Below are 26,010 nucleotides of genomic sequence, written 5' to 3'. Positions count from 1 at the left end.
ATGCACGTGCTAATATGGTGTGCAAAATAGCAATAAATCTTGATGATTGGTTTTGCTATGTCGTTTTGTCTTTTTACCTTGTATGACAAGGTTTCTAGGAGCGCTGCCGGATATGACTTCCGCCCCACTCAAGGCCCCAATTAACTGGACCGCTAGCATTACCTTAATTGGTTTACCAATTCTTGCTGCAATCATAATCCCGATTTACGCGTATTATTATGATTTTAGTGTAAGCGCATGGGTAAGCTTATTTTTTCTTTTAGCTTTAAGTAGCATGGGGATTACTGCTGGTTATCACCGTCTTTGGGCACATCGTGCTTATGAAGCGTCGTTACCTCTTAAAATTCTTTTAATGATTGGCGGCACATTTGCTGTACAAAACAGTATTCTGTTTTGGGCATCTGGTCACCGTACCCACCATCGCCATGTTGACGATGTAGATGAAGATCCATATTCAATTGAACGTGGATTCTGGTATGCCCATATGGGGTGGATGATTCGCGATCATTCTCCATCTGAGCCAGACTTTAAAAATGCGCCTGATTTACTCAATGACAAACTGGTGATGTTCCAGCATAAATACTATGCTTTACTTGTCGTAGCAGTTCACGTTGGTATTTTAGGTTTAGTCGGCTGGGCAACTGGCGATTTATGGGGAGTTGTTCTTCTCGGTGGTTTAGTACGTTTAATCATTAGCCATCAAGTAACTTTCTTCATTAACTCTCTTTGCCATATGTTTGGTAAACGTCCTTATACCGATGAAAACTCAGCACGCGATAACTTCTGGTTAGCGATTGCAACATGGGGCGAGGGTTATCACAACTATCACCATATTTTCCAATACGATTATCGTAATGGTGTGAAATGGTGGCAATATGACCCAACTAAATGGCTAATTTGGACATGTTCTAAGATTGGTTTAGCAAAAAACCTGCGTCGTATTCCAAGCTTTAATATTAAAAAAGCAGAATTGGCAATGAAGTTTAAATATGCTGAACAGGATCTTGCGATTTATGGTCACGATGTAAATGCCGACATTAGTCAAATGAAGCAACGTATTGCTCAAGAATATGAAGCATTTACGCATACTTTAAATGACTGGGCGAAACTCAAAGAACAAGAGTTACAAGCAAAGAAAGCAGCAATGGCTGAAAAGATTCATAAAATGGATCATAAGTTAAAAGTTGATTTCCAATTGCTTGAACATCGTTTGAGTCATCACCGTGAGTGTCTAGAAACTTTAATGCGCAACATTAAAAAGAACACAAACGTCGTACCAGACTAATACGTCTCTAGTTCGAAATAGCGCCTGTAAAGCCATGCTTTGCAGGCGCTATTTTTTTGGCTCGTTTTTAACTATGGTATAGTGAAGTTCGCCTCAAATATTTAGTCCAGCCTATGCAATTTAATCCACTTTATTCATCACTCAATTCTAAGCTTTTTCATATACAGCAGCCTTCCCCTCTTCGCGGTGCAAAGGCTGGACACTTTAATCTAGCTTTAGCCGAAGAATTACAATGGACAGATGAAGAAAAAAAAGCATGGGTTGAGATCTGTAGTGGTCAGCGGACTTTCCCAGAGTTTCCACCTTTGGCAATGGTTTATGCAGGCCATCAATTTGGACAATGGGCAGGTCAGCTAGGCGACGGACGCGGTTTACTCATTGGACAAATTCTGAATAAAAAAGGTCAAACCATCGATTTGCATTTGAAGGGTGCAGGCCCTACCCCTTATTCACGCATGGGAGATGGCCGAGCAGTTTTACGTTCAGTTATTCGCGAATATTTAGCAGGTCATGCCTTAAATGCTCTAGGAGTCGCCTCGAGTCATGCAGTAGGTTTTACAAGCTCTAACCAAGGTGTACAACGTGAAAAACTAGAACCCGGTGCAATGTTGCTTAGGACATCTGAATGTCATATTCGTTTAGGGCATTTTGAATGGATCAATCAATATGCACCAGAGTTATTAGCTGAGTTCACTCAAAAATGCATTGAATGGCACTATCCAGAATGCCAACAAGAAGAACAGCCTATTTTAGCTTTTGCTAAAGCTGTGATTAGAAATACAGCCATTATGATTGCTAAATGGCAGCTGGTCGGTTTTGCTCACGGTGTGATGAATACCGATAACTTGAATATTACGGGCTCTACACTCGATTTTGGCCCATACGGTTTTATGGAACGTTTCCGTCCAAACTGGATTAACAACCATTCTGATTACCAAGGACGTTATACCTATCAAAACCAACCGAGTATTGCGCACTGGAATTTATGGACTTGGTTAAATAATCTCATTCCACTTGCTGAGCCTGAGCAAAAGGAGCAATTCAAAGAAACGTTGGCCGCTTGTCTAGAAGAATTTGAACCCACTTTTATTGAGCATTACACCACTGGGTTATGCAAAAAAATGGGGCTTCCTCATTTTCATAAAGACAGTACTGAATGCGGCTTAAGCTTTTTACGTATTTTGCAAACAGAGCAGCTTGATTACACTCAAAGCTTTATTCGCCTTCAAAATAAAGAATATAAGGTTTTACGTGATGATTGCCTTGATATTCGACAATTTGATGCTTTCCTTACGCAATACGAAAATATTCGTGAACATCAAGATACCGATGAACTTGATGCGAACATGCAAGAAGCAAATCCGATTTATATTTTACGTAATCATATGGCACAGCGAGCGATTGAAGCAGCGGAGCGAGATGATTTTAGTGAAGTAGACCGTTTGTTTAAGTTACTCAATCATCCTTATACAAGACAACCAGATTTGGAAAAACCTGAAGACTTAGGGCCATTGCCAAGCGATGTACCTGATGTAGCGGTGAGCTGTTCGTCTTAATTTTTTATCCACATTTTCTGTGGATAACATTGTGGTTATCCACAGAATAACTTTTCTAAGCAATTATTCTTCAGGATATTCGAAGCGATACCCTACACCGTAAACAGCTTGAATCCACTCATGACGGTTACCAGTTTCCGCCACTTCCGTGATTTTTCGACGCAAGTTTTTAATATGGCTATCAATAACTCGGTCAGCAACATCAAAGCTATCCGGATTAATATGGTCTAATAATTGTGCACGTGAATAAACTTGCCCCACATGTTCTAAAAATAGCTCAAGTAGGCGAAATTCTGTCGGCGTTAGACTTAAAGATTTTTGTTGATACCAAATTCTTTGTTGGGCTTTATCGATGCGGAACGAATCATTTTGTTCTGGCTCAGCCTTACGTTCCAAACGGCGTAAAACTGCTTGTACACGGGCAACTAACTCTTTTGGACTAAAAGGTTTGCACACATAATCATCTGCTCCCATATTTAGCCCTAAAACACGGTCAATTTCTTCAGTACGTGCAGTTACCATAATAATTGGTAAGTCTGACTGTTCACGTACCTTACGGCAAATCGTTAAACCATCCATTCTTGGAACCATTAAGTCCAGAATCATTAAATTAGGTTTACGTTGTTGAAAGCTCGTATAAGCATCTTGACCATCATGAAACATGCTTACTTCGAAACCAGCAGCCTCAAGATAATCACGCACTAGATGCGCTAACTCGACTTCATCTTCAACCAACATTACATGTTTCATGGGCCATTTTTCCTTTTATTTAACTCTGCTTTTTAAAGGTAAGTACACAACGTAAACCACCTAATGGTGAGTGTTCAAAACTTAGTGTACCACCAAGCGCTTGCGCAATTTTACAAGATAAAGCTAAGCCTAGTCCTGTTCCACCTGTACTACGCGTGCGCGAATCATCTACACGATAAAAACGTTCACCTAAACGTGATAATTGCTCATCACTTAAACCAAACGGACTGTCATCGACATATAAAGTCCACTCCTGAGACGTTTGACTTGTATGAATATGAATCTTTCCACCTGTTTCGGTATAACGAATACTATTACTAATTAAATTAACAATAATTTGTTTAAAGCGATCACGGTCTAATAATAATGGAACGCCCTCACCTTCCACCTCAATTTCCAGCGCTGCCTGTTCGAGTTTAGGTCTGAAATTTTCGACTTCTTGCAGTACAACATCCCAAGGGTTGACCGAACTTAAATAGCATTTAAGTTGCTGGGCATCGGCCTGTGCCAAGTCTGCAAGATCTTGAGTGAGTTTCTTTAAGCTTGAAACTTGTCGCATCATGGCATCGAGATGTTCAGGAGTCGCCTTTCGAATACCATCTTGCATTGCCTCGATTTGCGCTTGCAATACAGCTAATGGTGTTTTTAACTCATGAGATGTATCTGCAACCCATTGACGTCGTGATTCTTCATGTTGATGTAAAATCTCGGCTAAATGATTTAGTTGAGTTGATAAGTCACCTAGTTCATCATTTCGTTTAATCACAACTTGATGCTGATAATTACCTTTAGTTAATTCATTTGTTGCATTTAATAAACGCTGAATTGGCTTTTTAAAATAAGTTGCCATTAAAAGTGCTGCAACTAAACTCGACAGCAATGTTAAGGCATAAATTAAAAGTAAATAACGCTTTTGATTACTAAAGAAATTAATACTTAAAGCATCTTCTTTATCTAGGACTGGTTTTAGTCCTAAGTACCCTACCACCTCATTGTTGACGATGATGGGACGGTACGACATTTGATCTGAAGATGGCGGTTCACCCACTACAAACTGATGTTTGGCATCATATAAGGATAAACGAGAACTTAAGCCTAAACGGTCTGGTAAAGCAATAAAGCGCTTCTTACCATTTTGTGTCTCAATATCTTTGAGACTTCCTCTTTTTGACTTGTTTTTATTGTCATCACGTGGACGAAACTGGTTAGCACTTAACGGGAATTTTAAACCTTCAAATGGTTGATATTCAGAAGGTAAGTTTTTTTCTAGTGTGCGTAACTCTTCATCGCTAAAAATAGAATTTTTATTTGGAGATGCACCATCTGGAGAAACATTAATGAGAGTGTGTTCATCAAAAGAATGCTGCTGAATGGCAATGTCATATTGGCGTCTTAACCACCACTGTGAAAGACGATCGTAATCATCTGGAGCGGCTGTTCCTTCAATTTGTAAGATTTGGGCCTGAATCGCGTTTCCCCAATCATGATAAACGTTATAAACATTTCCAAGATTCGTCATGAGCCGATCTAGCTTTTGCATTTCAACATCGGCCACATATTTGGCAAAGTTCTTTTGCATGGTCCAGTGCAGAACACTCAAACTTGCAGTTGCAATTAACAGCGTGGTAAGCAAGACCGTTAAAAATAGCCGCAATGCAATGGGAACACGTAGAACGTTCAAAAGCACTCTCTCATTTTTATCCTATATTTTGCATTGTAACCAACAACGAAAAGAAAAACTCTCCATTGTTTCTTCATCTTTATTATCTAATCTTTAAGTCATCTTAAAACAAACATTAAAGGGCTTTAAACATGAAAATGACGGCTAAAATCGCATTATTCAGTGCAGCAATTGTAACTATGGGCAGTTTGGCAGCTTGTCAATCAAACCCTCAAACGCCTAATTCAGACCATCATATGATGAAAGATGGTCCACGTGATGGTCATCACCGCATGAAACATCGTGAATTTACACCTGAGCAAAAAGCAGCGTGGGAACAGCACCGCGCAGAACGTCAAGCTCGTTTTGAACAGATTCAAAAAGCATGTGAAGGCAAGGCAAATGGTCAAGCTGTAAATGTCCAAGTTGGAGATAGAACACTTGAAGGGACTTGTAATCTTCGTTTCGAACCAAAGCGTCCTCAACCACCAATGAATGCTCCTGCTCCAGTAGCACCACAAGCAAAATAATTTTAAAAATACCGCAATAAAAGGCGCCTATCGGCGCCTTTTTTGTGTACATAACTACTTACGATTTTGACTATTTGTCTCATCTAAACTTCACCAAAAGTGTTTACACTCAAAGCACTTACATAGTTCAAGTATTTTTTTCTTGACTTTGCAGTCACAAAGTAAAGGCCCTGAGGTGCTTGTACAGTTATGCAAGTTGTTGCACGATGTAATGGTTCAAGGTGCCTCTTATGGCACATTATCGTAGATTAGGATTATAACTCTGGTTTCACCAGTATTGAGGAACCCGATATGCCACAATACAAAGCGCCCTTACGTGATATGCAATTTGTTTTGCATGAATTATTAAATGCTGAAGAACACTATGCAAAATTACCTGACTTTCAAGGTAACGTAAGCCGTGAATTGGTTGATCAATATTTAGAAGCTGCGGCAGACTTCTGTGAAAATGAACTTTCTCCTTTAAACCAAGTTGGCGACCGCGAAGGTTGTACTTGGAATGATGGTGTTGTTACTACACCAACAGGCTTTAAAGAAGCTTATCAAAAATACATCGAACTTGGCTTCCCGTCTTTATCAGCAGAAGAACAATACGGCGGTCAAGGTTTACCTAACTCTTTAGGTATCGCAATTTCAGAAATGGTAGGTAGCTCTAACTGGGCATGGGGTATGTACCCTGGCTTGTCTCACGGAGCAGTACGTACATTAGAACATCATGGTTCTGATGAACAAAAAAATACTTACTTACCAAACCTTGTTTCAGGTGTTTGGACAGGTACGATGTGTTTAACTGAATCTCATGCAGGTTCAGACTTAGGTATTATCCGTACTAAAGCAGAACCAAATGCAGATGGTAGCTATGCAATCTCTGGCGAGAAAATCTTTATCTCTGCTGGTGAACATGATATGGCTGAAAACATTATCCATATCGTTCTTGCTCGCCTTCCAGGTGCACCAAAAGGGACTAAAGGTATTTCGTTATTTATCGTTCCTAAGTTCAATGTCAATGCAGACGGAACGATTGGCGAGCGTAATGCAGTACGTTGTGGTTCTATTGAACACAAAATGGGTATCCATGGTAACGCAACTTGTGTCATTAACTTTGACCAAGCTAAAGGTTACTTGATCGGACCTGAAAACCGTGGTTTGAACTGTATGTTCACCTTCATGAACACAGCACGTATTGGTACTGCGGTTCAAGGTTTATCTGCATCTGAGTCATCTTTCCAAGGTGCTTTAGCTTACGCGAAAGAGCGTTTAGCAATGCGTTCACTTTCTGGTCCTAAAGCTCCAGAAAAAGAAGCAGATCCAATTATTGTTCACCCTGCTGTTCGCAACATGCTTTTAACTCAAAAAGCATTTGCTGAAGGCGGTCGTGCACTTGTTTACTTACTTGCTCAATATGCAGATATCGTTGAAAAAGGCGAAACTGAAGAAGAGCGTAAGTTTGCTGACAACATCTTGTCTTTATTGACTCCAATTGCAAAAGCATTCTTAACTGAAACAGGTTCTGAGTCTGCTAAGCACGGTGTTCAAGTCTTCGGTGGTCATGGCTTTATTTCTGAGCATGGCATGGAACAAATCGTACGTGATACACGTATTGCCTGCTTGTATGAAGGTACAACTGAAATTCAAGCACTAGACTTATTAGGCCGTAAAGTTTTACAAACTCAAGGTGCAATGCTTCGTGATTTCACTAAGATTGTTCACAAGTTTGTAGAAGCAAATAAAGACAATGCTGCCATGAAAGAATTTGTTGAGCCACTTGCTGCGCTTAACAAAGAATGGGGCGACCTCACTATGCAAATCGGTATGCGTGCAATGCAAAATCCGGATGAAGTGGGCGCTGCTGCTGTAGATTACCTCTACTTCGCTGGTTACGTGACTTTAGCTTATCTATGGGCTCGTATGGCGCTTGTAGCACAAGAGAAATTAGCAGAAGGTACAACTGACGTTGATTTCTATAACGCGAAAGTTACGACTGCTCGCTTCTACTTCAAGAAAATCTTGCCACGCGTACGTTCTCACGTAGACGTTATTGCTGGTGGTTTAGACCCATTGATGTCATTAGATGCTGAACATTTCGCTTTCTAACCATAGTTAGTTGCGATATGCAATGTTAAAAACTAAAAAAGGACTGCTCAGTTTTGACGGTCCTTTTTTTATAAGATCAGTGATAAATTTAGACTTTAAATTCAATATCCATTTCGTTTTACAGGATATCTAGCACAAGTTGATGTGCATAAAAAAGGTGAACGATTATGCCAATTTACAATGCTCCTTTAGCTGATATGAAATTCATCTTAAATGATGTATTTAAAGCAGAACAATTTTGGCAGTCTAATGAGAAACTCGCTCATGTAGATGCTGCAACAGCTGAAGCAATTTTAGAAGAAATGGCTAAATTTGCTCAGAACGTGACTCATCCATTAAACCGTACTGGTGATGAAGAAGGCGCTCGCTATGAAAACGGCGAAGTCTTTACGCCTACTGGCTTTAAAGATGCATTTCGTCAATATGCAGAAGGTGGTTGGATTGGCTTAGGCGCAGATGAAGAATGGGGTGGTCAAGGCATGCCAAAAATGCTGACCGTTCTTGCCGATGAAATGTTATTTGCGACAAACCCATCTTTCATGCTCTACCCGCTTCTTTCAGTAGGTGCTGGTATGGCTTTAAGTAGCTATGCTTCTCAAGAGCAAAAAGAAACTTATTTACCTAAGATTTATTCCGGTGAATGGTCAGGTACCATGTGTTTGACTGAACCACATGCAGGTACTGACTTAGGTATTATTAAAACTAAAGCAGAACGTAATGAAGACGGTACTTATAACATTACAGGTACTAAAATCTTCATCACTGGCGGTGACAACGATTTAGCAGAAAACATCATTCACTTGGTACTTGCTAAAACTCCAGATGCTCCTGCTGGTTCACGTGGTATCTCGCTATTTATCGTACCGAAATACCTTGTAAAAGAAGATGGTTCTTTAGGTGACCGCAACCATGTTGGCCCAGGTTCTATTGAACATAAAATGGGAATCAAAGCCTCTGCTACTTGTGTAATGAACTTTGATGGCGCAAAAGGTTACCTCGTTGGTAAAGAAAACGAAGGTCTTGCTGCGATGTTCGTTATGATGAACTACGAACGTTTATCAATGGGTATTCAAGGTTTAGGTGCTTCTGAATTTGCTTATCAAAATGCTGCTCAATATGCGACTGACCGTTTACAAGGCCGTAGTGCAGCTGGTGTCCAATCACCAAGCAAGCCTGCTGATAGCATTTTAGTACATGGTGATGTACGTCGTATGTTGTTAAATGTACGTGCAAACAACGAAGCTTCTCGTGCATTTGCAGTCTATGTAGGTCAACAGCTAGATATCACTAAGTTCTCAACTGATGCAGAAGCTGTGAAAAAAGCGAATGATCGCGTTGCGCTTTTAACACCAATCGCAAAAGCTTACCTTACAGATACCGCATTCCAAGCAACTTTAGATGCTCAGATGGTATTTGGTGGTCATGGATATATTCGTGAATGGGGTATGGAACAATGTATTCGTGATCTTCGTATTGCGCAAATCTACGAAGGTACCAACGGCGTTCAATCTCAAGATTTAATTGGTCGTAAAACTATTAAATGTGGCGGTGCATTCATTGCTGAATACATTACAGAAATCCGTGACTTTGCAAATGATTTAGACACCGATTTGAACTTCATTAAAGATGCAACTTTAGATGCTGCAACTGAAATTGAAGCAATCACTCAGTTTATTATTGAACAAGCTGCTGAAAATGTAGATTTCCCAAATGCTGCTGCTGTTGATTACTTACATGCAGTTGGCTTACTCAGCTTCTCTTATATGTTTGCAAAAATTGCAGCTGCTGCTAAAGATAAATCTGGTGATTTCTACCAAAACAAACTTGCTTTAGCTCAATACTTTGTTGAACGTATCTTGCCAGATATTGATGCACGTATTGCTAAAATCAAAGCTGGTTCAGAATTAATTATGGGCTTTAGTGAAGACTACTTTACAAACCAAGCATAATTAAGATTTTTATAAAAAACGCCTGAGTAATCAGGCGTTTTTTATTTTGTATTTACTATTTCTATTGGCATAAAATTTGTTTATTTTCTAGGCATACTCATATTAAAAAGATTTTACTATGCCTGATCCGAAAAAGTTTGAAAGAACGCTCGACCGGTTTGGTCACTATGCCGTTGAAGCTTTTCATTATTTGGCTTTATTCATTATCGGTTGTATGGTGGCATGGTCAGCAGCACATACAGTTTATGAAATTTTAACTGTCAAAAAGTATGCTTCAATCGATGACATCTTATTGTTATTTATTTATCTGGAACTCGGCGCAATGGTCGGTATTTATTTTAAAACCAATCATATGCCTGTACGTTTTCTTATTTATGTGGCGATTACAGCCTTAACGCGTTTACTGATTTCAGATATTCAACATGACCATAAAGCAGATATCGATCAAGTGATTATTACTGGTTCAATTTTAATTTTAGCGATTTCAATTTTAGTGGTTCGTTTTGCTTCTTGGCACTACCCATCTGTAATGAAAGAAAAGCATTCAAAAACATCCAACTCTTTAAAAACTCCTCAACCACAAGATGACGAATTAGCATAAAAAAGGCCTCAATATTGAGGCCTTTTCATTTTTATATTTTAGTTTTAACGCACACGATAAACTTGGTGATGTGAATCAACTAATAAATATTGATTCGGTGTTTTCACCCAGTGATATCCACGTGGTGGTTCATATAAACGATGGGCACGCCAGTCCGAAACAAAATAACGGTTATCACGGTATTCTACAGGAATACGCTCCCCTCGCTTGAACACAACATATTCATGGCCACGGTTTGCATTTGACCAAACCGGTGGTCTATGGTCATCGCGTCGATCATAACGATGATCGTAGCGCTGTTCATAATGTCGATAGTCTTTACCGTGATAGTTATCCCAGCGATTATTTGAATCCGCCATCGCAGTAGCAGACATACCCAACATTAAAGTTGAAAGTACAAGAACGATTGGCTTTTTCATGGTGCATCCCTTTTGTCTTGATATAGAGCTAGATTAAAAGAGAGTCAAGGAGAAACCATGAATAAAACAGGCTTGATTGATATTGTTTGTAATGACTATAAAGAAAATATGAAGAATCTGTATCTGTGCTACCATTAGCATTTTCTAAGCTAGGTCAATTGCTGTGTCTGAAATCAGTTTTGAACGTCTTCATCAATTTTTCTGCAAAGTTCCAAGTGTACAAGAAGCCCGTATTATGGCGCATGGAGCAGATGGCGAACACGCTTGGTGGTTTAAGTTCAGTATTGATGTAGAACACCCACTTGCATGGCAAACCGTGCAAGAACTCGGCCATGTTTTAAACTATCTATCGACGAATGAACGTCTGCCTACGTTATTTTTTCCAGTGTCACCACCGCCTTATATGAATGGCGAAGCAAAAGACTTTTTGTCATGGATTATTCAATGTAATCATCCTGAATTTAACCCTGATGCCGTATGTGATTGGCTTGAAGCACGTTTACCTAATCCGGTAGATGATGAATCGCAGTGGAAGATTAAGACTGATTTGAGTGAAATAGAAAAGTTAGATGATAAGGCTTTGGATCAATTGATTCCGCCAACACCTTAAAATATTTCAAGTTTTATTCTCTATTTTTAATTAGCACGACGGGGTCTTACCGCTTTAAGTTCTACTTGTAGTAGCTAATTCGTTACTTTGGTTTTGCCCAAAGTAACCAAAAGCATTTGTCATCCACAAAACCTGAGGTGCGAATAGCAAAGATTAATAATCTTTGCCGTACCGCAAGGCGAAAGCTATGCTTGAGTTTGAACTACGCACTTTGTTTGTCTTGCGCTCGAAGCAAACGATGTTTGCTTTCCCTCGCTCAGGTTGTGGATGACTCTAGGCACACGGCATTTTTTGGAAAACTCCAAAGGTAGTGATTAAAAAGTCGATAACCCTGACCATTCCATAAAGCGATAAATCCAATACTTCACTTTAGACTCGTCTGCATACTTCGCATAATCGACGCTCATCTGTCTACCTTGTAGATTTGACCAAGAAGTATTGAAGTAATCCTGAGCATCTTTAAAAACTTGATCTTGAACTTTGCCTATAACCAACATATCCGTTTCAAGGTTGTAATTTTTTAAATTACGAGCAGTGAAATTGGCAGAACCTACAATCAACTCAGCTTGCTGGTCGTTATATTTCACAATCATTTTGCTATGGTTCTGTTCACCATGCGTGTCACACCAGCGAATTGGTATACCAGCAGTATGTAGTTCTGAAGCAACCTGACGGTTTGGAATACCATTCTTTTGTCTTCCAAATGCATCTTTATTTGGATCAAGCAGAACCCGAACCATAACCCCTCGTGCTTGTGCATTTTTTAGAGCTTGAATAATCTTGCGTTCAGATAGATAGAACATACTTAGATCGAGATGTTCTTTGGGTTTAGCCGAATTAATTAGTTTCAGTACAGATTCATAGATTGCGCCCTCAGTTAACACTTGAACCTGAGGCTTGGTTATATCTTTTTCGAAGTCACCTAAAATGAGTGATGGTGAGCTACTTCCAGACATCTGCGCAACAGCAGCTTCTGTTTGAAGAATATCAGTAGCTGTGGCTCCTGTTACAACCAACGCCACATTAGAGTGTCTCGAACTACCATCGTGTGGATTTGCTGAGGTGACCAATGATTTCCAACCAGCGTCAGTATCAACAACCAAGGTTTTACGGTGATTCGCTTTAAAATTAAATAGGTTCAGATAACTGCGTAATGTAATTTTTTCATTACCAAAAGGATTGGGTAACCAACCTTTGTCTGGATTATTTCCGATATTTTGGCAACAAATATACCAAAAACCAGACCAAAGTGGATTTGAAGCACGTAAAGGTGCCAGATTCGTTTCGATAACATCAACACCGGCTTGTCGTAATTGCCGATAATGCTCCGGACTTAAACCGCCATAAACTGAGTTAATCGGGTCAGTAATTAATACAATCTGGATTTGACGGTTTTGTCTTTTTTTACTAATCAACGCATTAGTAAGTTCCTGCATCAATGGTCTTTGCTTTATTTTTGAATCACCCACCTCTGAATTAAATAAAAACATATCGACCACAATAGTAGTCTTTGCCTCATCAATCATTTTTAAAATTTCATCAAAAATATGTTGATCAAGCTTCTGTTGACCATTGGCATCCAGATAAGTTTTATCTGCTAAAAATTTGACATCGGCATGTCTAAGCTTGCCACTAAAGTTAATGCCCTGTGGTAATGGTTTTACTGTGTGGTAAATTGCCGATGCAATATATGCAATAGCAACAACGCAAAGTAATACCGCCATATAACGACGCCCTGACCAATTTATTTTTTGATGAATTCGCTGAAAAATACGCATAAAAAAGACCTAACTTGATCATTCCAAATTAGGTCTTTTAGCTTGATTTTTCAAGTTTAGTTTCGTGTTAGGCCTTAGAAACTAAAGTTTACACCGACAGTAAAATTACGTCCGACTTGTGGAACATTTGCAAGGAAAGACTCATGTTGATAAATTCGGCTATCAAGCAAGTTGTTGGCATTTAAGAACACTCGGTAATCACCAATATTACTATATTTGCCGTTATAACCAACGCCTAAATTCAGCATGTTATAGCTCTGCCCTTTGGTTTCATAATTAGCAATATCATCTTGTTTGAATACATGATAATACTCGGCAGAACCATCCCATCCATCACCAAAATCTGCTTTAACTTTAGTACCTAAACGCCCACCCGGAATACGTGGTGCATTTTCATTATCAATTTTGCCGCGAACATAATCACCAAATAGCCCTAAATTATATACAGGTGAAATTTGGTAGCTTAGGTCAGCATCGACACCATAGAACTTAGCTGCATCTTGACTATATTGAATAAGACGGAAGCCTTGGAAATCATCCAATGTATTAGCATAAATGAAATTATCAAAACGGTTATGGAACACGCTTACGTTGTATTTCAAAAGATCATTATTAAAGTGCAAACCTAACTCAACATTATTTGAGCGCTCTTTCTTCAGGTCATCATTACCCAACTCATAAGTATTGGTCGCCATATGCACACCGTCCGAATACAACTCTTGAGCAAATGGCAAACGTTCTTGGTGTGATGTTGTGAGGGACAATTTGTATTGCGGAATAAATTCCCAGCTTGCTGTACCAGCAACCGAATATCCAGTACCCGTGTAATTCTTTTGATCTGACTCAATGTCGATAGTTTGATGATCAATACGCGAAGAAACTGCAAGATTGACGTTATTGATTTGTTTTTGTTGCAAACCAAATACGCTATAACGTTGGGTTTTGCTTGGATCCATAATCGACTCATCACCAACAATATTCAGTTTTTGTTGGGTATATTGCGCGCCAATTTGTCCTGTCCAACCCGCCCAAGCATTATTTTCTAATGTAACTCGGCTATCAATCCCTTTGCTTTTAAAAGTTGTTCCGACATCAGTATTATGCATTTCTTCATGTTGATAATCGGTATAGCTTGCTTGCGCTGCAACTTTAGCAAAACCTGCAAACGGGTCTCTTAACTCACCTTTTAAATCGTAACGCTTTTCTTTGAGATTAATCCATGAGGCATCATGTTCATGCTCATGCTCATGCTCATGCTCATGATCGGTTGATGGGTCGTCAGTTCCACACACAAGGTGCAAGCCATCACGTTCACATGAACCAAAAAGCTCATTATCGGCAGGAATACCATATTGATCATGACGCTGGCTAAATGAAGCACCGATAAAACCACGATCCCCAATCCAAGATAATCCAGCATTATAATTTTTAGAGTCGGCAAAAGTGCTATCCTGACGACGCTCGTCTGTTTGTAAATCTCTAGGCAAAATATAGTCATTCGCATCGCGCTTTAAACCACCGACACGTAGCGCAACATGGTCCCCTAAACCGACTGTCGCTTGCCCTGAATATAGTAGCTCATCACTACCTGAGTTGTAGCGGACACCGGCTTTTCCTTGATAGCCCTTGTCTGGCATGCTGGTTGGAATTTTTTCATCAACAACATTTACCAGTCCCCCCACAGAGCCTGCACCATATAATAATGCTTCAGCACCATTTAATATCTGAATATCTTGGGCAGAGTTTGGATCAACCGTAACGGCATGGTCTGGCGATACAGATGAAACATCCATTACATCTCCACCATTTTGTACGATCTTGACACGTGTACCGTCTTGACCACGAATGACAGGACGGCTCGCCCCTCCTGTATATTGAGCTGAATAACCCCCTGCCTGACCATTTAAGGCATTACCAATACTCGTTGCACCTTCTGCTAAAGACGTATTATTGGCTGGTGCTGTGGGTTCTGCTTTAACCGTAATTGTTGCCAATTCGGCAGGTTTCTCTTCCTTAGTATTTGTGTCATCCGCTGCCATCACTTGCTGAATAGAAAGTGATAATAATGAGAGAACAAAAAGCTGTGTTTTGAGCTGCATAGTCAATGCCCCATATTTTTTACGTTATATTATAACATTCCAAATGTTTTGCAATAAAAAACATTAACCAAAGGCATGTTTCGTTAGACTCGTTGTTTTGATGATGTGAGAAGCTTCGTTTTCCAATGCCTTTTACAATCTCTCATGCTGTTCTTGCTCCACCGATTGCTAAACTAAGTCGAAACACTTTGCCTGTTGCTGCCCTAGCTATTGGCAGCATGACACCTGACCTTTACCGCTTATTTACAGTTCAGTCAGGTATGCTGACTCATCAATGGAAGGGTTTGCTTTACCCAAACCTTGCATTAGGTTTATTGTTTTGCGTCATTTGGTATTTACTTTATCGACCTGTGGTTTACCGTTTTTTTGGTATTCAGCATGATTTGAAATTAGACTCTTTTAAACGTTTTATCTACTTTTTAATTGGAATTATATTTGCACTCATTATCGGTATTGCCACTCATCTCATTTGGGATGGTCTTACTCATTCTGACTTTCGAACTTTTATCTTCCAAGATTTTTTATCCCAAACGGTTCATTTCTTTGGTCGTCCCTATCCTTTGCATCGACTACTTCAACTCGGTTCTTCTGCTCTAGCATTACCTTTTTTAGGCTGGATGAGTATTCATTACTATCAAAAACATAAACAGCACTGGAAAATAAGTCATAAAATTAAAATTTTTGCATGGTCTCTGTTTATTTTATCTACCCTTTTGGGCTTATTTTCACTTTGGGATTATGCCCGTTACATTCCTCATGAGGTTTGGCATACCGACACCTATTACTTTACAGGTCGATCTATTAATGAATTCATGCAAGGCTGGTTAAGCACTTTTAGTTTAGGGTGCTTATTATTCCTGTTTTTAGATCGACAACAAAGAATGGGCTAAAGGGTAAACTTGCTGCCAAATTGCTCATTTTTAGCTAAATTATAGCTGTTTTTTGATCTAGTTCTTGTGGCATGCCATTCAACAGGGCATAATCGAAAACTTACTTTTTTGACGGTGCGCGGTTTACGCATCCGTCTTTTCAGCCAATATAGTTTGGATAATCTTCATCATGATGCGAACTCATTACTGTGGCTCTTTAACTGAAGCCCAAATCGACCAAACCGTTACATTATGCGGTTGGGTACATCGTCGCCGTGACCATGGCGGTGTTATTTTCCTTGATATGCGTGACCGTGATGGTCTCGTTCAAGTGGTTATTGACCCAGATACTCCAGAAGCATTTGCAACTGCAGATAAAGCACGTTCTGAATATGTATTAAAAATTACAGGTCGTGTTCGTCGCCGTTATGAAGGTACTGAAAACCCAAATATGGTGAGTGGTCAAATCGAAGTTTTAGGCAAAGAAATCGAAGTTCTTGCTGCTTCTGAAACTCCTCCATTCCCATTAAATGATGACACGATTAACGTGTCAGAAGAACACCGTTTAAAATATCGTTTCTTGGACATTCGCCGTCCTGAAATGTTAGAGCGTTTACGTTTCCGTTCTAAAGTAACTAACTTGATCCGTAACTATTTAGATGATCACGGTTTCTTAGACGTTGAAACTCCGATTTTAACTCGCGCAACTCCTGAGGGTGCACGTGACTATTTAGTACCAAGTCGCGTACAAAATGGTAGCTTCTACGCACTTCCACAATCACCTCAATTGTTTAAACAATTATTGATGGTTGGTGGTATCGATCGTTACTACCAAATCGCGAAATGTTTCCGTGATGAAGACTTACGTGCTGACCGTCAGCCAGAATTCACTCAAATCGACATTGAAACATCGTTCTTAAATGACGATGAAATCATGGATTTGATGGAAGGCATGACTGTTAAACTATTTAATGACTTGCTTGGCGTAAAGTTTGAAAAATTCCGCCGCATGCCATATAGCGAAGCGATGCGTGACTATGCATCTGATAAACCAGATTTGCGTATTCCATTGAAACTCGTTGACGTTGCAGATTTAATGCAAGAAGTTGAGTTCAAAGTATTTGCTGGTCCTGCAAAAGACCCTAAAGGCCGTATTGCAGCACTTCGTGTACCTGGTGCAGGTTCATTAACTCGTAGCCAAATTGATGAATACACTAAATTTGTTGGCATCTACGGTGCGAAAGGTTTGGCGTACATCAAAGTCAATGAAATCGAAAAAGGAATTGAAGGTCTTCAATCTCCTATCGTTAAATTCATTGAACCAATCGTAATGAAGTTACTTGAGCGTGTTGGTGCAGAGAATGGCGATATCGTATTCTTCGGTGCTGATAAAGCCAAAGTTGTAAACGATGCTATGGGTGCACTTCGTGTCAAGATCGGTCATGACTTGAACCTTGCAACTTGTGAGTGGGCTCCACTTTGGGTTGTTGACTTCCCAATGTTTGAAGAAACTGACGATGGCAAATGGACTTCTGTTCACCACCCATTCACACTACCTAAATCTAGCGTAGAAGACGTGAAGAGCAATCCAGGCGAAGCACTTTCTGTTGCTTATGACATGGTATTGAATGGTACTGAAGTTGGTGGCGGTTCTCTTCGTATTTACACATTAGAAATGCAAAAAGCGATTTTTGAAGCGCTTGGTATTTCTGATGAAGAAGCAGAAGAGAAATTCAGCTTCTTGCTTAACGCACTTCGTTATGGCGCCCCTCCTCACGGTGGTTTGGCATTTGGTCTTGACCGTTTAGTAATGCTTATGACTGGCGCGACTTCAATTCGTGACGTTATTGCATTCCCTAAAACGAAAACTGCTGAATGTCCACTTACTCAAGCACCTGCTCCTGTTGAAGCAAACCAACTTCGTGACTTGGGCATCCGCTTACGTGAAAAGCCAAAAGCTGAAGAATCTAAATAATTATTAGATTGTGAAATTAAAAAACCCTGCTTATGCAGGGTTTTTTAATAAATAATTTTTAATGAGATATTTCTTTTTCAAAACTCGAAACTGTATTAAATTTTTGTTCAAAAATCTGAATAATTTCTTTTTTTAGTTTTTCAAAATCAACCACTTGCTCATCATCATTTAAACAAATCTGTGGAAGGTGCTCATTTTTAATAACATGATTAATTTCAGGAAGATTTTGGATTCTTAAATTAAAATTTTGACCACGCTCAAATATATTTACGGGGCAAAAACGAGCAGAACATAACTGCCACAATCTGAACAAGTACTGATTAACATCTAAAGGCTGTCTAAATCGATGACTTGATACTTCCTTTAAGTAGTTTTCTTCTTTTTCCCAAACCTCTTCAAATATCGATTTCAAAAACGGTTGAGGTAAATGATTACTATAAAAGCTTGAGAATTTTCGATTATATAAACTTAAAAAGTTACCCCAATTATTACTGATTGAATAACGATGATTAAAAAGTGCGTAAGGATTTTTTCGAAATAATTTTCTCTTATCAAAATATTTATTAATAATCGCAACATCGGTCAAAGCAACAGCACCTAAAAAGTTCTCTTCTCCCACTACCATTAAAGGCTGTAGCCTAACTCCATCGCAAGGTAGACCATTTCTAAAGAAAAACTCAGGTTCTAGGGGGCTATTAATAAAAGTATCATCATTAAAATAGACAAAGTGCTCTGCAAGACCTTCTATTTTATGAATATTAATTTCGATAGCATGAGAGTTAAAAGTAGGTAAATAGTCTGGATTTATAATTTGATCATGGGTCACCAAGTTTAATTTTGGATGATTTTGTACTAAAAATTCTGGAAAATGACCACAAGTTACTAGATGAATTTTTCGTACCCAAGGACAGAATTTTTCAACAGATCTAAACCAATATTGAAGATTATCCCAATCACGATAACGGCATTCATCAATGACCTCAGTCACCTGTGTATTTGCTTCTTTAGATTTATAATATTTATAATCTTGCTGCCATTTAGTATCAGTTGAGTCGACCCAAATCATTACAAAATCAATAGGCTGCATTATTCTCCCCTAAGCTAAATTCAACAAGATAATGAAAGTTTTAGCAAATAAGAGGGATATTACTATTTATTAATGTTAATTAAAGTTCACAATTTCTTCATATTTTTATTATTTCTAAACAATTTCGTTAATTCATAGTCTATTGAGGTGACAGTGGGCAAATGGCATAATAGCTGCTCTTTTCTCCCGCATGGTAATTGATTATGGCAATGCGTCCTGACGTTCGTCGACATGCTTTAGTCGTGATTGTATTCTCTCTTGCGCAATGGTTTTTCATGCGCTATATCCTTTCACATGAACTATTTAATTTAACGACCAACCAACGCATTCTTTATTTCTGTGTAAGCAGCCTCGCAGGTGCATTACTTATTTTTGTAGCACTCATTTATATGGTGCTTAAAGGAAATGCGGATAAAAATTAATATCCGCCCTTTCATAAGAATTAGATAATTCTCAACCTATTTTCCAATATAGTTTTCACATAACTGAAGCAATTCCGGATGTCTATCATGCTGATGGACAATCGGAATAATTTCTTGTTTGCGATTGATAATAAAACCTTGATCATTAACTGCAATTTGATCTATTGGATACAGCCCAAGCGTTACAATAATAGATTCAAATGGCTGACAACGAATTGTGTTTGCTAACTCATTAGTAATTAATAATTTATTATGCATGGCTTGATCATAAATTCTTTCAGACATTTTTTGATATGGCTGTTTGCAGAATTCTTCAATCATCTTATTAATATAGACTTTAATTGATTCATAATCCCCAATAGTGACCCCAGAACAAGACACTTGCTTATCTTTTGCAAAATTATAAAAACTCTCTCCATATGCATCTAGAATCCATTTTTGGTTATATTGCTCAGTGCCTATCGTAAAGGCTGGATTTTCCATTCCTACAAATAATCCTTTACCAAGATTTTTAAAAGGATTACTTTGGAAAAATACATCTCGAACGTCGCTAAGCAATACATGTGAAGCATCAGGATGGCTTTCTACAATTTCCTTATATTCAAAGAAACGGCTCACATGCGGATAACCTGTGATTTTAAGCGCTTTTATCTTTGATGCAGAGTTTTCCTCATTTACTGTTAAGCTAATAATTCTCTTTAGAATATTTTTAAAAAATTTAAATTTATAAATACCAGAATATTTTGATTTGGATTTAAATTTCCCAATTGTTGAAATTTTAAAATCAATTTTAAATTTCTTAATATGAGAAAATGCCGTAACAAACTCTGCAAGTTGCTCTTGATATATAATTAAAACCAAGACCCCATTAAAATCTGACTTTTCCAAAGAACATACAAAGGAAGAGATAAGGCCAGCCTGATATCCTGTTGCTGACCCAATAATAATATTTTTTTGCTTAATCATAAAATTAGTAAGAAAACCTAAAAAAAACGGCTAAATTATATATTTATTAAGTATATATTTCTTTAATTTAACTCTTAAGTAATGTAAAAAATCACTGTCATCTTGAGAAAGAGGCGTAATTAGACTCCTTTCCTTTTCTAAGTAACTTAAAGCATCATTATTTTCAATAATGGGATGATCGAATAAAAAGCTGACATAGAAGCTAAAATCCCCTCGTCCTACAAGGCCCTGCCAGTGATCATAAATTTTTATCGGTTGATGATAATCAACCAACATTTGTGCCATTTTACGATCTACAACATAGGCATAAGCATAGGCAAGTTTTTCAAGATAGTCGTAATCAACTTTCAAAATTTTCTGGCTATATAATTCTTCAGGTAAAAATTTTCCACGAACGCGGTTGCAAATTTTCATTTGAATACCGCCCAAGCTTAGGAAAAAACAAGGACCTAAATTCAAAGAACGGATGTGTTTTTCTAAATCTTGAAAATCAATTTCAAATCTTTCGATCACATCATCTTCAAAAATAATTGCATATTCTTCATCGGAGCTTAAAAAATCTTTTAAAGCAGCAATATGAGACATGGCACAACCAAGCTCACCAGGCGTCATCGGTTTTTTCTTGCCAGCTACACCTTGTTGAAAATACTCACTAACACTTAAATTTTTCCCTATAACCCCAAATTGCTTAAATTCATCGCGATATTTGTAAAATGTTGGCTGAGAGTACAGCTTTTTTAAACGTTCACTATTCGTAGATTCAATACTGATTAAATATTTTTTCATTTCATTCAAATGTTAAAATGAGTCAGGGATAGTCTATCTAATTATAGTTATATCGAGTGTAAAATTTAATGCTAAATCGCCTAATCCAAAAAAAATGGTACAAGTACCAACAAGCAAAAAAAGCAAAAACTTTTGACTCCCATTGGTATATGCGTTTTGGCTGGTTAGAGCAACCTTTTACTACACTTGAGCAATTAGAATCACTCTTTGAAATCCACTCCCCTAGAAAGTTTACCTTTGCAGATAGTTTTTATGCTTATGAAAATGATCGTCATTTTATCTTCTTTGAAGAAGTTGATGATGAGCATCCTGTTGGTTTCCTTTCTGTTTTAGAAGTCTTTAAGGATGGCACCTACACACCACCTGAGACAATCTTAAAACTCGATTATCATCTATCCTATCCTTGCGTATTTAAAATAAATAGTACTTGGTACATGGTTCCTGAATCTTCTGCCAACAAAACTATTGAGCTTTGGAAATGTACTGATTTCCCGTTGAAATGGGAAAAGCATTCTAACCTTATCGAAAATATTGAAGCAGTCGATAGCACTCCTTTTTACCATGAAGGCTTATGGTATCTTTTTACCTCAACGCGTCGTGATTGTAAGAAATTCGGTGACCGTTTAGATTTATTTTTTACCGAAGATATTTTAAATCCTAACTGGCAAGAGCATCCAATGAATCCAGTATGCCGAGGCAGTCAGCAGTTCCGTATGGCGGGTAAACCTTTTATTTATAAAGGGCAACTGGTTCGACCAAGCCAAGATTCTTTAAAACGTTATGGCGGCAATATCGAATTAAAAGCGATTACTCAACTGAGCCCGACAGCTTATGAAGAAAAATTACTAGAAGTGGTTTTACCAGAATGGAATCAGGCAGATGACGGTTGCCATACAATTAATGTCGAAGATAACTTCGTGGTGCTTGATGCCATCCGCCTTACACCAAAAAATAGTTAAGTGTTCAGCAAACCTTTATAAATATTAAGCGTCTGCTCAGCCATGGCTGGTACAGTCAGTTCAGCCTTGGCCTTTGCATATAGTGGGCTGAAGTCATTTTGAGCCTCAGGTTGAAGTGCATATTCAATCGCTTTTGCTAAACTTTGTGCATCTCCAATTTCGGCTAGATATTGTTCTGGTAACCACTCGATCACTCCGTTCACTTTGGTTGAAGCCATTGCTTTATCAGCCTGTAAAGCTTCAACCATAACAAGTGGAAAACCTTCACGGTCTGATGATAAAACCACAATATCAGCCAATTGCACCAGATCACGTGCATCAGTTCTAAAGCCAAGAAAAGCGACCCGATTTTGCATGCTCAATTCGCTTACTTGCTTTTCCAAACTTGCTCGAAGTGAACCATCACCAACAATCCATAAATTGGCATCGATCTGCTGCATCGCCTCAATCAATAAACTGATATTTTTTACTGGTTCTAGACGTCCAATACACATAACAATTTTTTTGCTTGCGTCTAGCTCAGTAACATCTTTTTGAATCAATTGAAGTAGCTTTTGTTTATTTTCAGCAGTAAGTACGGGCTGAGGATATACACCGTTATAAACTACGTGTGCTTTAGACTCTGGAATGCCTTGCGTGAGGGCTTGGCTCACCGCAATAACGGCATCACCTACTAAATAAGCAGACTTATTCTTTTTCGTTCCGTGTACGGTCGTTACAAACTTTGGGCCAGATAAAAATGGCTTAATTCGGGCAATCAGTTCAGCCGCCTTTCCTGCTTGTGCATGAACAATAGCAGGTTGGATCTGTTGAATGAGATTTTTGAGTTGCCAGAGTAAAAAAATATTCCAACGGCTACGTGCAAAATCAACGGCATGAAAATGTACTTGTTGGCTAAACTTGTCTACATAGCAAGGATGTGCAATCACATGTACTTCATGATTTAAAGCAAGCTCATTAACAAGATTAAAAGTGTGCTGCTCTAAACCACCAACTCCACCGCTAGTTGCCAATACCTGAACAATTTTCATAGATTGCCTACTTATTTTTATCTTTATTCATCGTCTGTTCAAACAGTTTGGCTTCTTTTAAAAATGCATAAAACGCGTTAATCATACTATTTACGAAACCACGCCAACCATTTAAGAAACTACGGCGAATAAAATAAGACTTCATAAAAGTCACTGGCATCACCAAAACCAATTTTGCAATGCTTGGAGACTTTCCTTTTTGGAATTTCTCTAATGCTTTTAAGTTGGAATATTGGTTATTTTTTTCGACTTTAACGAAAATACTCGACTCACCATAATGATAAATATCGTGTTGAGCGCGCTGAGATTCACCATCTACAATTACATTTTCATGGACTTTATTGGCAAGATCATAATGCCCTTTAGACTTACGGAAAAAACGCACCTTTGCATGTTTTTTAGTATGTTTACTGTTCGGGACACCTAAAAATACATCATTAATTGGAGTGATTAATGCATCAAGCTTGTTCTGCTGAATAGTCTCAACAATCTCTTGTTTTAACTCCTTAGATAAGACTTCGTCGCCATCTAAATTGAGTACCCAATCATTTCGGCATTTTGCTAAGGCCAAACTTTTTTGCCCAGCATAACCCTGCCAGTCTTGATGAGAAATTTGGGTATTTTCAAAGCGCTTTGCAATTTCATAAGTATTATCAGTACTACCTGAGTCTAAAATAATAACTTCATCAAACTGACTGACACTTTGCAAAGTTCGCTCTAACCAAGCACCACAATTTAAAGTGACAATATAAACACTACATGGAATTTTATTCATAACTTATAACGTCCTTTAGCAAGGGCGATACGCATCTGTAAAGCATTCATGGCACCATGCGTGCTGACACGTGGAATATTAAATTGGTTATCTGCTTCATACGCTTCGATTTTTTTACGAGTCGATACTGCATTTTTAAAGCCAATATCTTGGGCCATTTTCTGGTGCTTTTCATTAAAACGACCAAATGGATAAGCAAAGCTAGGGCATTTTCCAACTAATGCTTCAACATCACGCTTAGACTGAAGCATCTCATTGTAAGCCGTTTGGTCATCAAGCTTAAGCAAGTTCACATGATGTTGAGTATGCGCACCGAACTCAATCAAACCAGAGTTCGCCATTTCATGGATTTGATCGTGAGTGAGCTTTTCAATACCTTCAATTTGCGTTGCCAAATAAATGGTTGCCTTTGCATTATATTTTTTAAGTAATGGATAGGCATAAAGATAATTATCCATAAAGCCATCGTCAAAACTTAAAGCAACCACATTCTTTTGATTCCGATATTGTTCAAGCTCAGAAACAAAGCAGAAGATAGCCCCTTTACGCGTCAACAACTGTAAGAGTTGTTCAAACTTTTCAGGGGGCATGTTCATACCAGAGGCAGCATCCTTAGGGGTAACCTGATGCAACATCACTATGCGTGGTAGTTTGTTCGAACGGAACGGAAGCCAGAATGTATAATTACCCAGCACATATAACAGTGCAGCAAGTATTAATAGGCCTACCGCAACGTACAAAAACCACATCATGCATAAACCTCATGTGACCATTCATAATTTTCTGAAAGGGGCTGCTTAAATGTCACCTCAACCATAAATTGAGTGATACGTTTAGCATTGAAAGATTTACGCGTTTTCTCCCAGCCCTCTTTCGCTATTTTTTCAGCCTGCTCTGGATTTTGATCAAAGAATTGGATCTTCTTAGCCAAATCAAACTGATCATCAAAGTAAACCACTTCCTGCTCAGTGTAGAGTTTCTCAAAACCTGGAATTCTTGGACTAAAGGTGAGTAAACCATTACCAGTCAACTGTACAATACGGTCAGAACTATACAAGGTTACATCATTACGACGTGAGTAATTAAGTCCCATTTTTGTTTCAGAAAGAACCTTATAATAAGCTTTACCGTAAACACCTGGTTGCTCAAAACAACCATAATATTGATAGTTTACATGACCTTGTTGCAGGGCATCTGCCAAATCTTTTAAGAATTTTTCACGTTCAGGTTCTTTATAGACCACACCGCAGAAAATAAATGTCTTATCAGTCTTAGAGTTTGAAAATTGCTGTAGTGTTTCAACGTTACGATGACCCACATTAGGCAGATAGGCTACGCTTAAATGAGGCTGCTTTAACTTCTGTAAATACTCACCACCCGTCGTACAAAAGATAGCGTCTAAATACGGGGAGAATGCTTTTACAAAGCCAAGTTTGCTCTCTAAATAAAGCGGATCAACATACCAAAATGCAATTTTAGTATTTGGATAAGATTCTTTAATTTGTCTTAGAACATCTGGACTCATCAAGTCACTATGTCCAATGAGCACCAAATCGGGTTCAATGTTATTGACGACTTTTAATACTTCTTTGTTGGCCCAATTGGCACCCAATTTTTTTGTTTTAAAAATCGTCCCCATTCGTGCCATATCACGAAAACTAAAATCATAAACGAAATGGCCATTTTCAATTAATCCGGCAGAAATTTTACGGTCTGTACAGTAAAAATGCGCGCCTTGTTTATTAAAGCCAAAATTTGCGATATGCAATATTTTCATTCTAAACTCTATAATTCCATCAATTCTGGAGA

23 protein-coding genes are annotated in these 26,010 nt (G+C 38.4%); 11 read left to right on the top strand and 12 right to left on the bottom strand.

From position 1 onward, the window contains the following. The first annotated feature begins 112 nt into the window (after positions 1 to 112). Positions 113 to 1,285: an acyl-CoA desaturase gene (locus F984_RS21180; protein ID WP_002051241.1), complete on the top strand. Its 1,173-nt coding sequence runs from the start codon at positions 113 to 115 to the stop codon at positions 1,283 to 1,285. Positions 1,286 to 1,398: 113 nt separating this feature from the next. Further along, complete coding sequence (locus tag F984_RS21175) at positions 1,399 to 2,841, top strand: protein adenylyltransferase SelO (protein WP_004711981.1); 1,443 nt, start codon at positions 1,399 to 1,401, stop codon at positions 2,839 to 2,841. Positions 2,842 to 2,904: 63 nt separating this feature from the next. On the opposite strand, the gene F984_RS21170 is transcribed toward F984_RS21175, so the two are convergent. Both F984_RS21170 and baeS read right to left on the bottom strand, forming a co-directional pair. After that, positions 2,905 to 3,591, bottom strand: a complete 687-nt coding sequence (locus tag F984_RS21170) for a response regulator (protein ID WP_002051374.1) — start codon at positions 3,589 to 3,591, stop codon at positions 2,905 to 2,907. A gap of 19 nt (positions 3,592 to 3,610) precedes the next feature. After that, positions 3,611 to 5,272 (bottom strand): sensor histidine kinase efflux regulator BaeS, encoded by a 1,662-nt coding sequence (gene baeS / locus F984_RS21165; protein WP_004711979.1) that lies wholly within the window; start codon positions 5,270 to 5,272, stop codon positions 3,611 to 3,613. A gap of 131 nt (positions 5,273 to 5,403) precedes the next feature. Here baeS and F984_RS21160 point away from each other — a divergent pair, with 131 nt between their 5' ends. From F984_RS21160 to F984_RS21145, 4 genes are all read left to right on the top strand, one after another. Further along, a complete protein-coding gene (locus tag F984_RS21160) occupies positions 5,404 to 5,781 on the top strand; it encodes a hypothetical protein (protein WP_004711976.1) in 378 nt (125 codons plus the stop codon). A 291-nt stretch (positions 5,782 to 6,072) separates the two neighbouring features. Continuing rightward, entirely contained in the window at positions 6,073 to 7,875 is a 1,803-nt protein-coding gene (locus F984_RS21155; protein WP_004711974.1) for an acyl-CoA dehydrogenase C-terminal domain-containing protein, read from the top strand. Positions 7,876 to 8,042: 167 nt separating this feature from the next. Further along, complete coding sequence (locus tag F984_RS21150; RefSeq protein ID WP_004711973.1) at positions 8,043 to 9,824, top strand: acyl-CoA dehydrogenase C-terminal domain-containing protein; 1,782 nt, start codon at positions 8,043 to 8,045, stop codon at positions 9,822 to 9,824. Positions 9,825 to 9,942: 118 nt separating this feature from the next. Beyond that, complete coding sequence (locus tag F984_RS21145; protein ID WP_004711971.1) at positions 9,943 to 10,425, top strand: phosphate-starvation-inducible protein PsiE; 483 nt, start codon at positions 9,943 to 9,945, stop codon at positions 10,423 to 10,425. Between the two features lie 44 nt (positions 10,426 to 10,469). Here the strand turns inward: F984_RS21145 and F984_RS21140 are convergent, their stop codons facing one another. Next, positions 10,470 to 10,844, bottom strand: coding sequence for an RcnB family protein (locus F984_RS21140; RefSeq protein ID WP_002051261.1), 375 nt, complete (start codon positions 10,842 to 10,844; stop codon positions 10,470 to 10,472). Between the two features lie 163 nt (positions 10,845 to 11,007). On the opposite strand from F984_RS21140, the gene F984_RS21135 reads away from it, so the two are divergent. Further along, on the top strand, positions 11,008 to 11,454 hold the full coding sequence (locus F984_RS21135) for a hypothetical protein (RefSeq protein WP_004711969.1): 447 nt from the start codon (positions 11,008 to 11,010) through the stop codon (positions 11,452 to 11,454). Between the two features lie 314 nt (positions 11,455 to 11,768). Here F984_RS21135 and F984_RS21130 read toward each other — a convergent pair whose 3' ends face one another. After that, entirely contained in the window at positions 11,769 to 13,232 is a 1,464-nt protein-coding gene (locus F984_RS21130) for a phospholipase D family protein (protein WP_004711967.1), read from the bottom strand. Positions 13,233 to 13,306: 74 nt separating this feature from the next. Continuing rightward, the gene (znuD, locus tag F984_RS21125) at positions 13,307 to 15,331 is read right to left on the bottom strand and encodes a zinc piracy TonB-dependent receptor ZnuD (protein WP_004711965.1); all 2,025 of its coding nucleotides are present in this window, start codon (positions 15,329 to 15,331) and stop codon (positions 13,307 to 13,309) included. A 125-nt stretch (positions 15,332 to 15,456) separates the two neighbouring features. Between znuD and F984_RS21120 the strand changes: the two genes are divergently transcribed. Together F984_RS21120 and aspS are read left to right on the top strand one after the other, a co-directional pair. Then, on the top strand, positions 15,457 to 16,221 hold the full coding sequence (locus tag F984_RS21120) for a DUF4184 family protein (protein ID WP_004711963.1): 765 nt from the start codon (positions 15,457 to 15,459) through the stop codon (positions 16,219 to 16,221). A gap of 169 nt (positions 16,222 to 16,390) precedes the next feature. Continuing rightward, positions 16,391 to 18,175, top strand: a complete 1,785-nt coding sequence (gene aspS, locus F984_RS21115) for an aspartate--tRNA ligase (protein WP_004711960.1) — start codon at positions 16,391 to 16,393, stop codon at positions 18,173 to 18,175. Between the two features lie 58 nt (positions 18,176 to 18,233). On the opposite strand, the gene F984_RS21110 is transcribed toward aspS, so the two are convergent. Next, positions 18,234 to 19,262, bottom strand: coding sequence for a stealth conserved region 3 domain-containing protein (locus tag F984_RS21110; protein ID WP_004711958.1), 1,029 nt, complete (start codon positions 19,260 to 19,262; stop codon positions 18,234 to 18,236). Positions 19,263 to 19,465: 203 nt separating this feature from the next. On the opposite strand from F984_RS21110, the gene F984_RS21105 reads away from it, so the two are divergent. After that, the gene (locus tag F984_RS21105) at positions 19,466 to 19,684 is read left to right on the top strand and encodes a hypothetical protein (protein ID WP_004711956.1); all 219 of its coding nucleotides are present in this window, start codon (positions 19,466 to 19,468) and stop codon (positions 19,682 to 19,684) included. Positions 19,685 to 19,720: 36 nt separating this feature from the next. Here the strand turns inward: F984_RS21105 and F984_RS21100 are convergent, their stop codons facing one another. Both F984_RS21100 and F984_RS21095 read right to left on the bottom strand, forming a co-directional pair. Next, on the bottom strand, positions 19,721 to 20,650 hold the full coding sequence (locus F984_RS21100) for a hypothetical protein (RefSeq protein ID WP_004711954.1): 930 nt from the start codon (positions 20,648 to 20,650) through the stop codon (positions 19,721 to 19,723). A gap of 30 nt (positions 20,651 to 20,680) precedes the next feature. Next, complete coding sequence (locus F984_RS21095; RefSeq protein ID WP_004711953.1) at positions 20,681 to 21,436, bottom strand: glycosyltransferase family 25 protein; 756 nt, start codon at positions 21,434 to 21,436, stop codon at positions 20,681 to 20,683. A gap of 68 nt (positions 21,437 to 21,504) precedes the next feature. Here F984_RS21095 and ghy point away from each other — a divergent pair, with 68 nt between their 5' ends. Next, the gene (gene ghy, locus F984_RS21090) at positions 21,505 to 22,395 is read left to right on the top strand and encodes a glycosyl hydrolase Ghy (protein WP_004711952.1); all 891 of its coding nucleotides are present in this window, start codon (positions 21,505 to 21,507) and stop codon (positions 22,393 to 22,395) included. Here the strand turns inward: ghy and F984_RS21085 are convergent. The 4 genes from F984_RS21085 to F984_RS21070 are packed head-to-tail and all read right to left on the bottom strand — an operon-like array spanning position 22,392 to position 25,978. Continuing rightward, positions 22,392 to 23,426, bottom strand: coding sequence for a glycosyltransferase (locus F984_RS21085; RefSeq protein ID WP_004711951.1), 1,035 nt, complete (start codon positions 23,424 to 23,426; stop codon positions 22,392 to 22,394). The genes ghy and F984_RS21085 overlap by 4 nt on opposite strands. A gap of 7 nt (positions 23,427 to 23,433) precedes the next feature. Beyond that, positions 23,434 to 24,201 carry a glycosyltransferase family 2 protein gene (locus tag F984_RS21080; RefSeq protein WP_004711950.1) on the bottom strand — a complete coding sequence of 256 codons (768 nt, stop codon included), beginning with the start codon at positions 24,199 to 24,201 and terminating at the stop codon, positions 23,434 to 23,436. Continuing rightward, positions 24,198 to 24,953, bottom strand: coding sequence for a polysaccharide deacetylase family protein (locus F984_RS21075; RefSeq protein WP_004711949.1), 756 nt, complete (start codon positions 24,951 to 24,953; stop codon positions 24,198 to 24,200). Before F984_RS21075 ends, F984_RS21080 begins: the two co-directional genes overlap by 4 nt. After that, positions 24,950 to 25,978 (bottom strand): glycosyltransferase family protein, encoded by a 1,029-nt coding sequence (locus tag F984_RS21070; protein WP_004711948.1) that lies wholly within the window; start codon positions 25,976 to 25,978, stop codon positions 24,950 to 24,952. Before F984_RS21070 ends, F984_RS21075 begins: the two co-directional genes overlap by 4 nt. Between the last annotated feature and the right edge of the window lie 32 nt (positions 25,979 to 26,010).

Source organism: Acinetobacter nosocomialis NIPH 2119, from assembly GCF_000368085.1.
Classification (GTDB): Bacteria; Pseudomonadota; Gammaproteobacteria; order Pseudomonadales; family Moraxellaceae; genus Acinetobacter; species Acinetobacter nosocomialis.
Note: the sequence above shows the minus strand (reverse complement) of the source record. Positions and strands in the feature narration are given on the sequence as shown.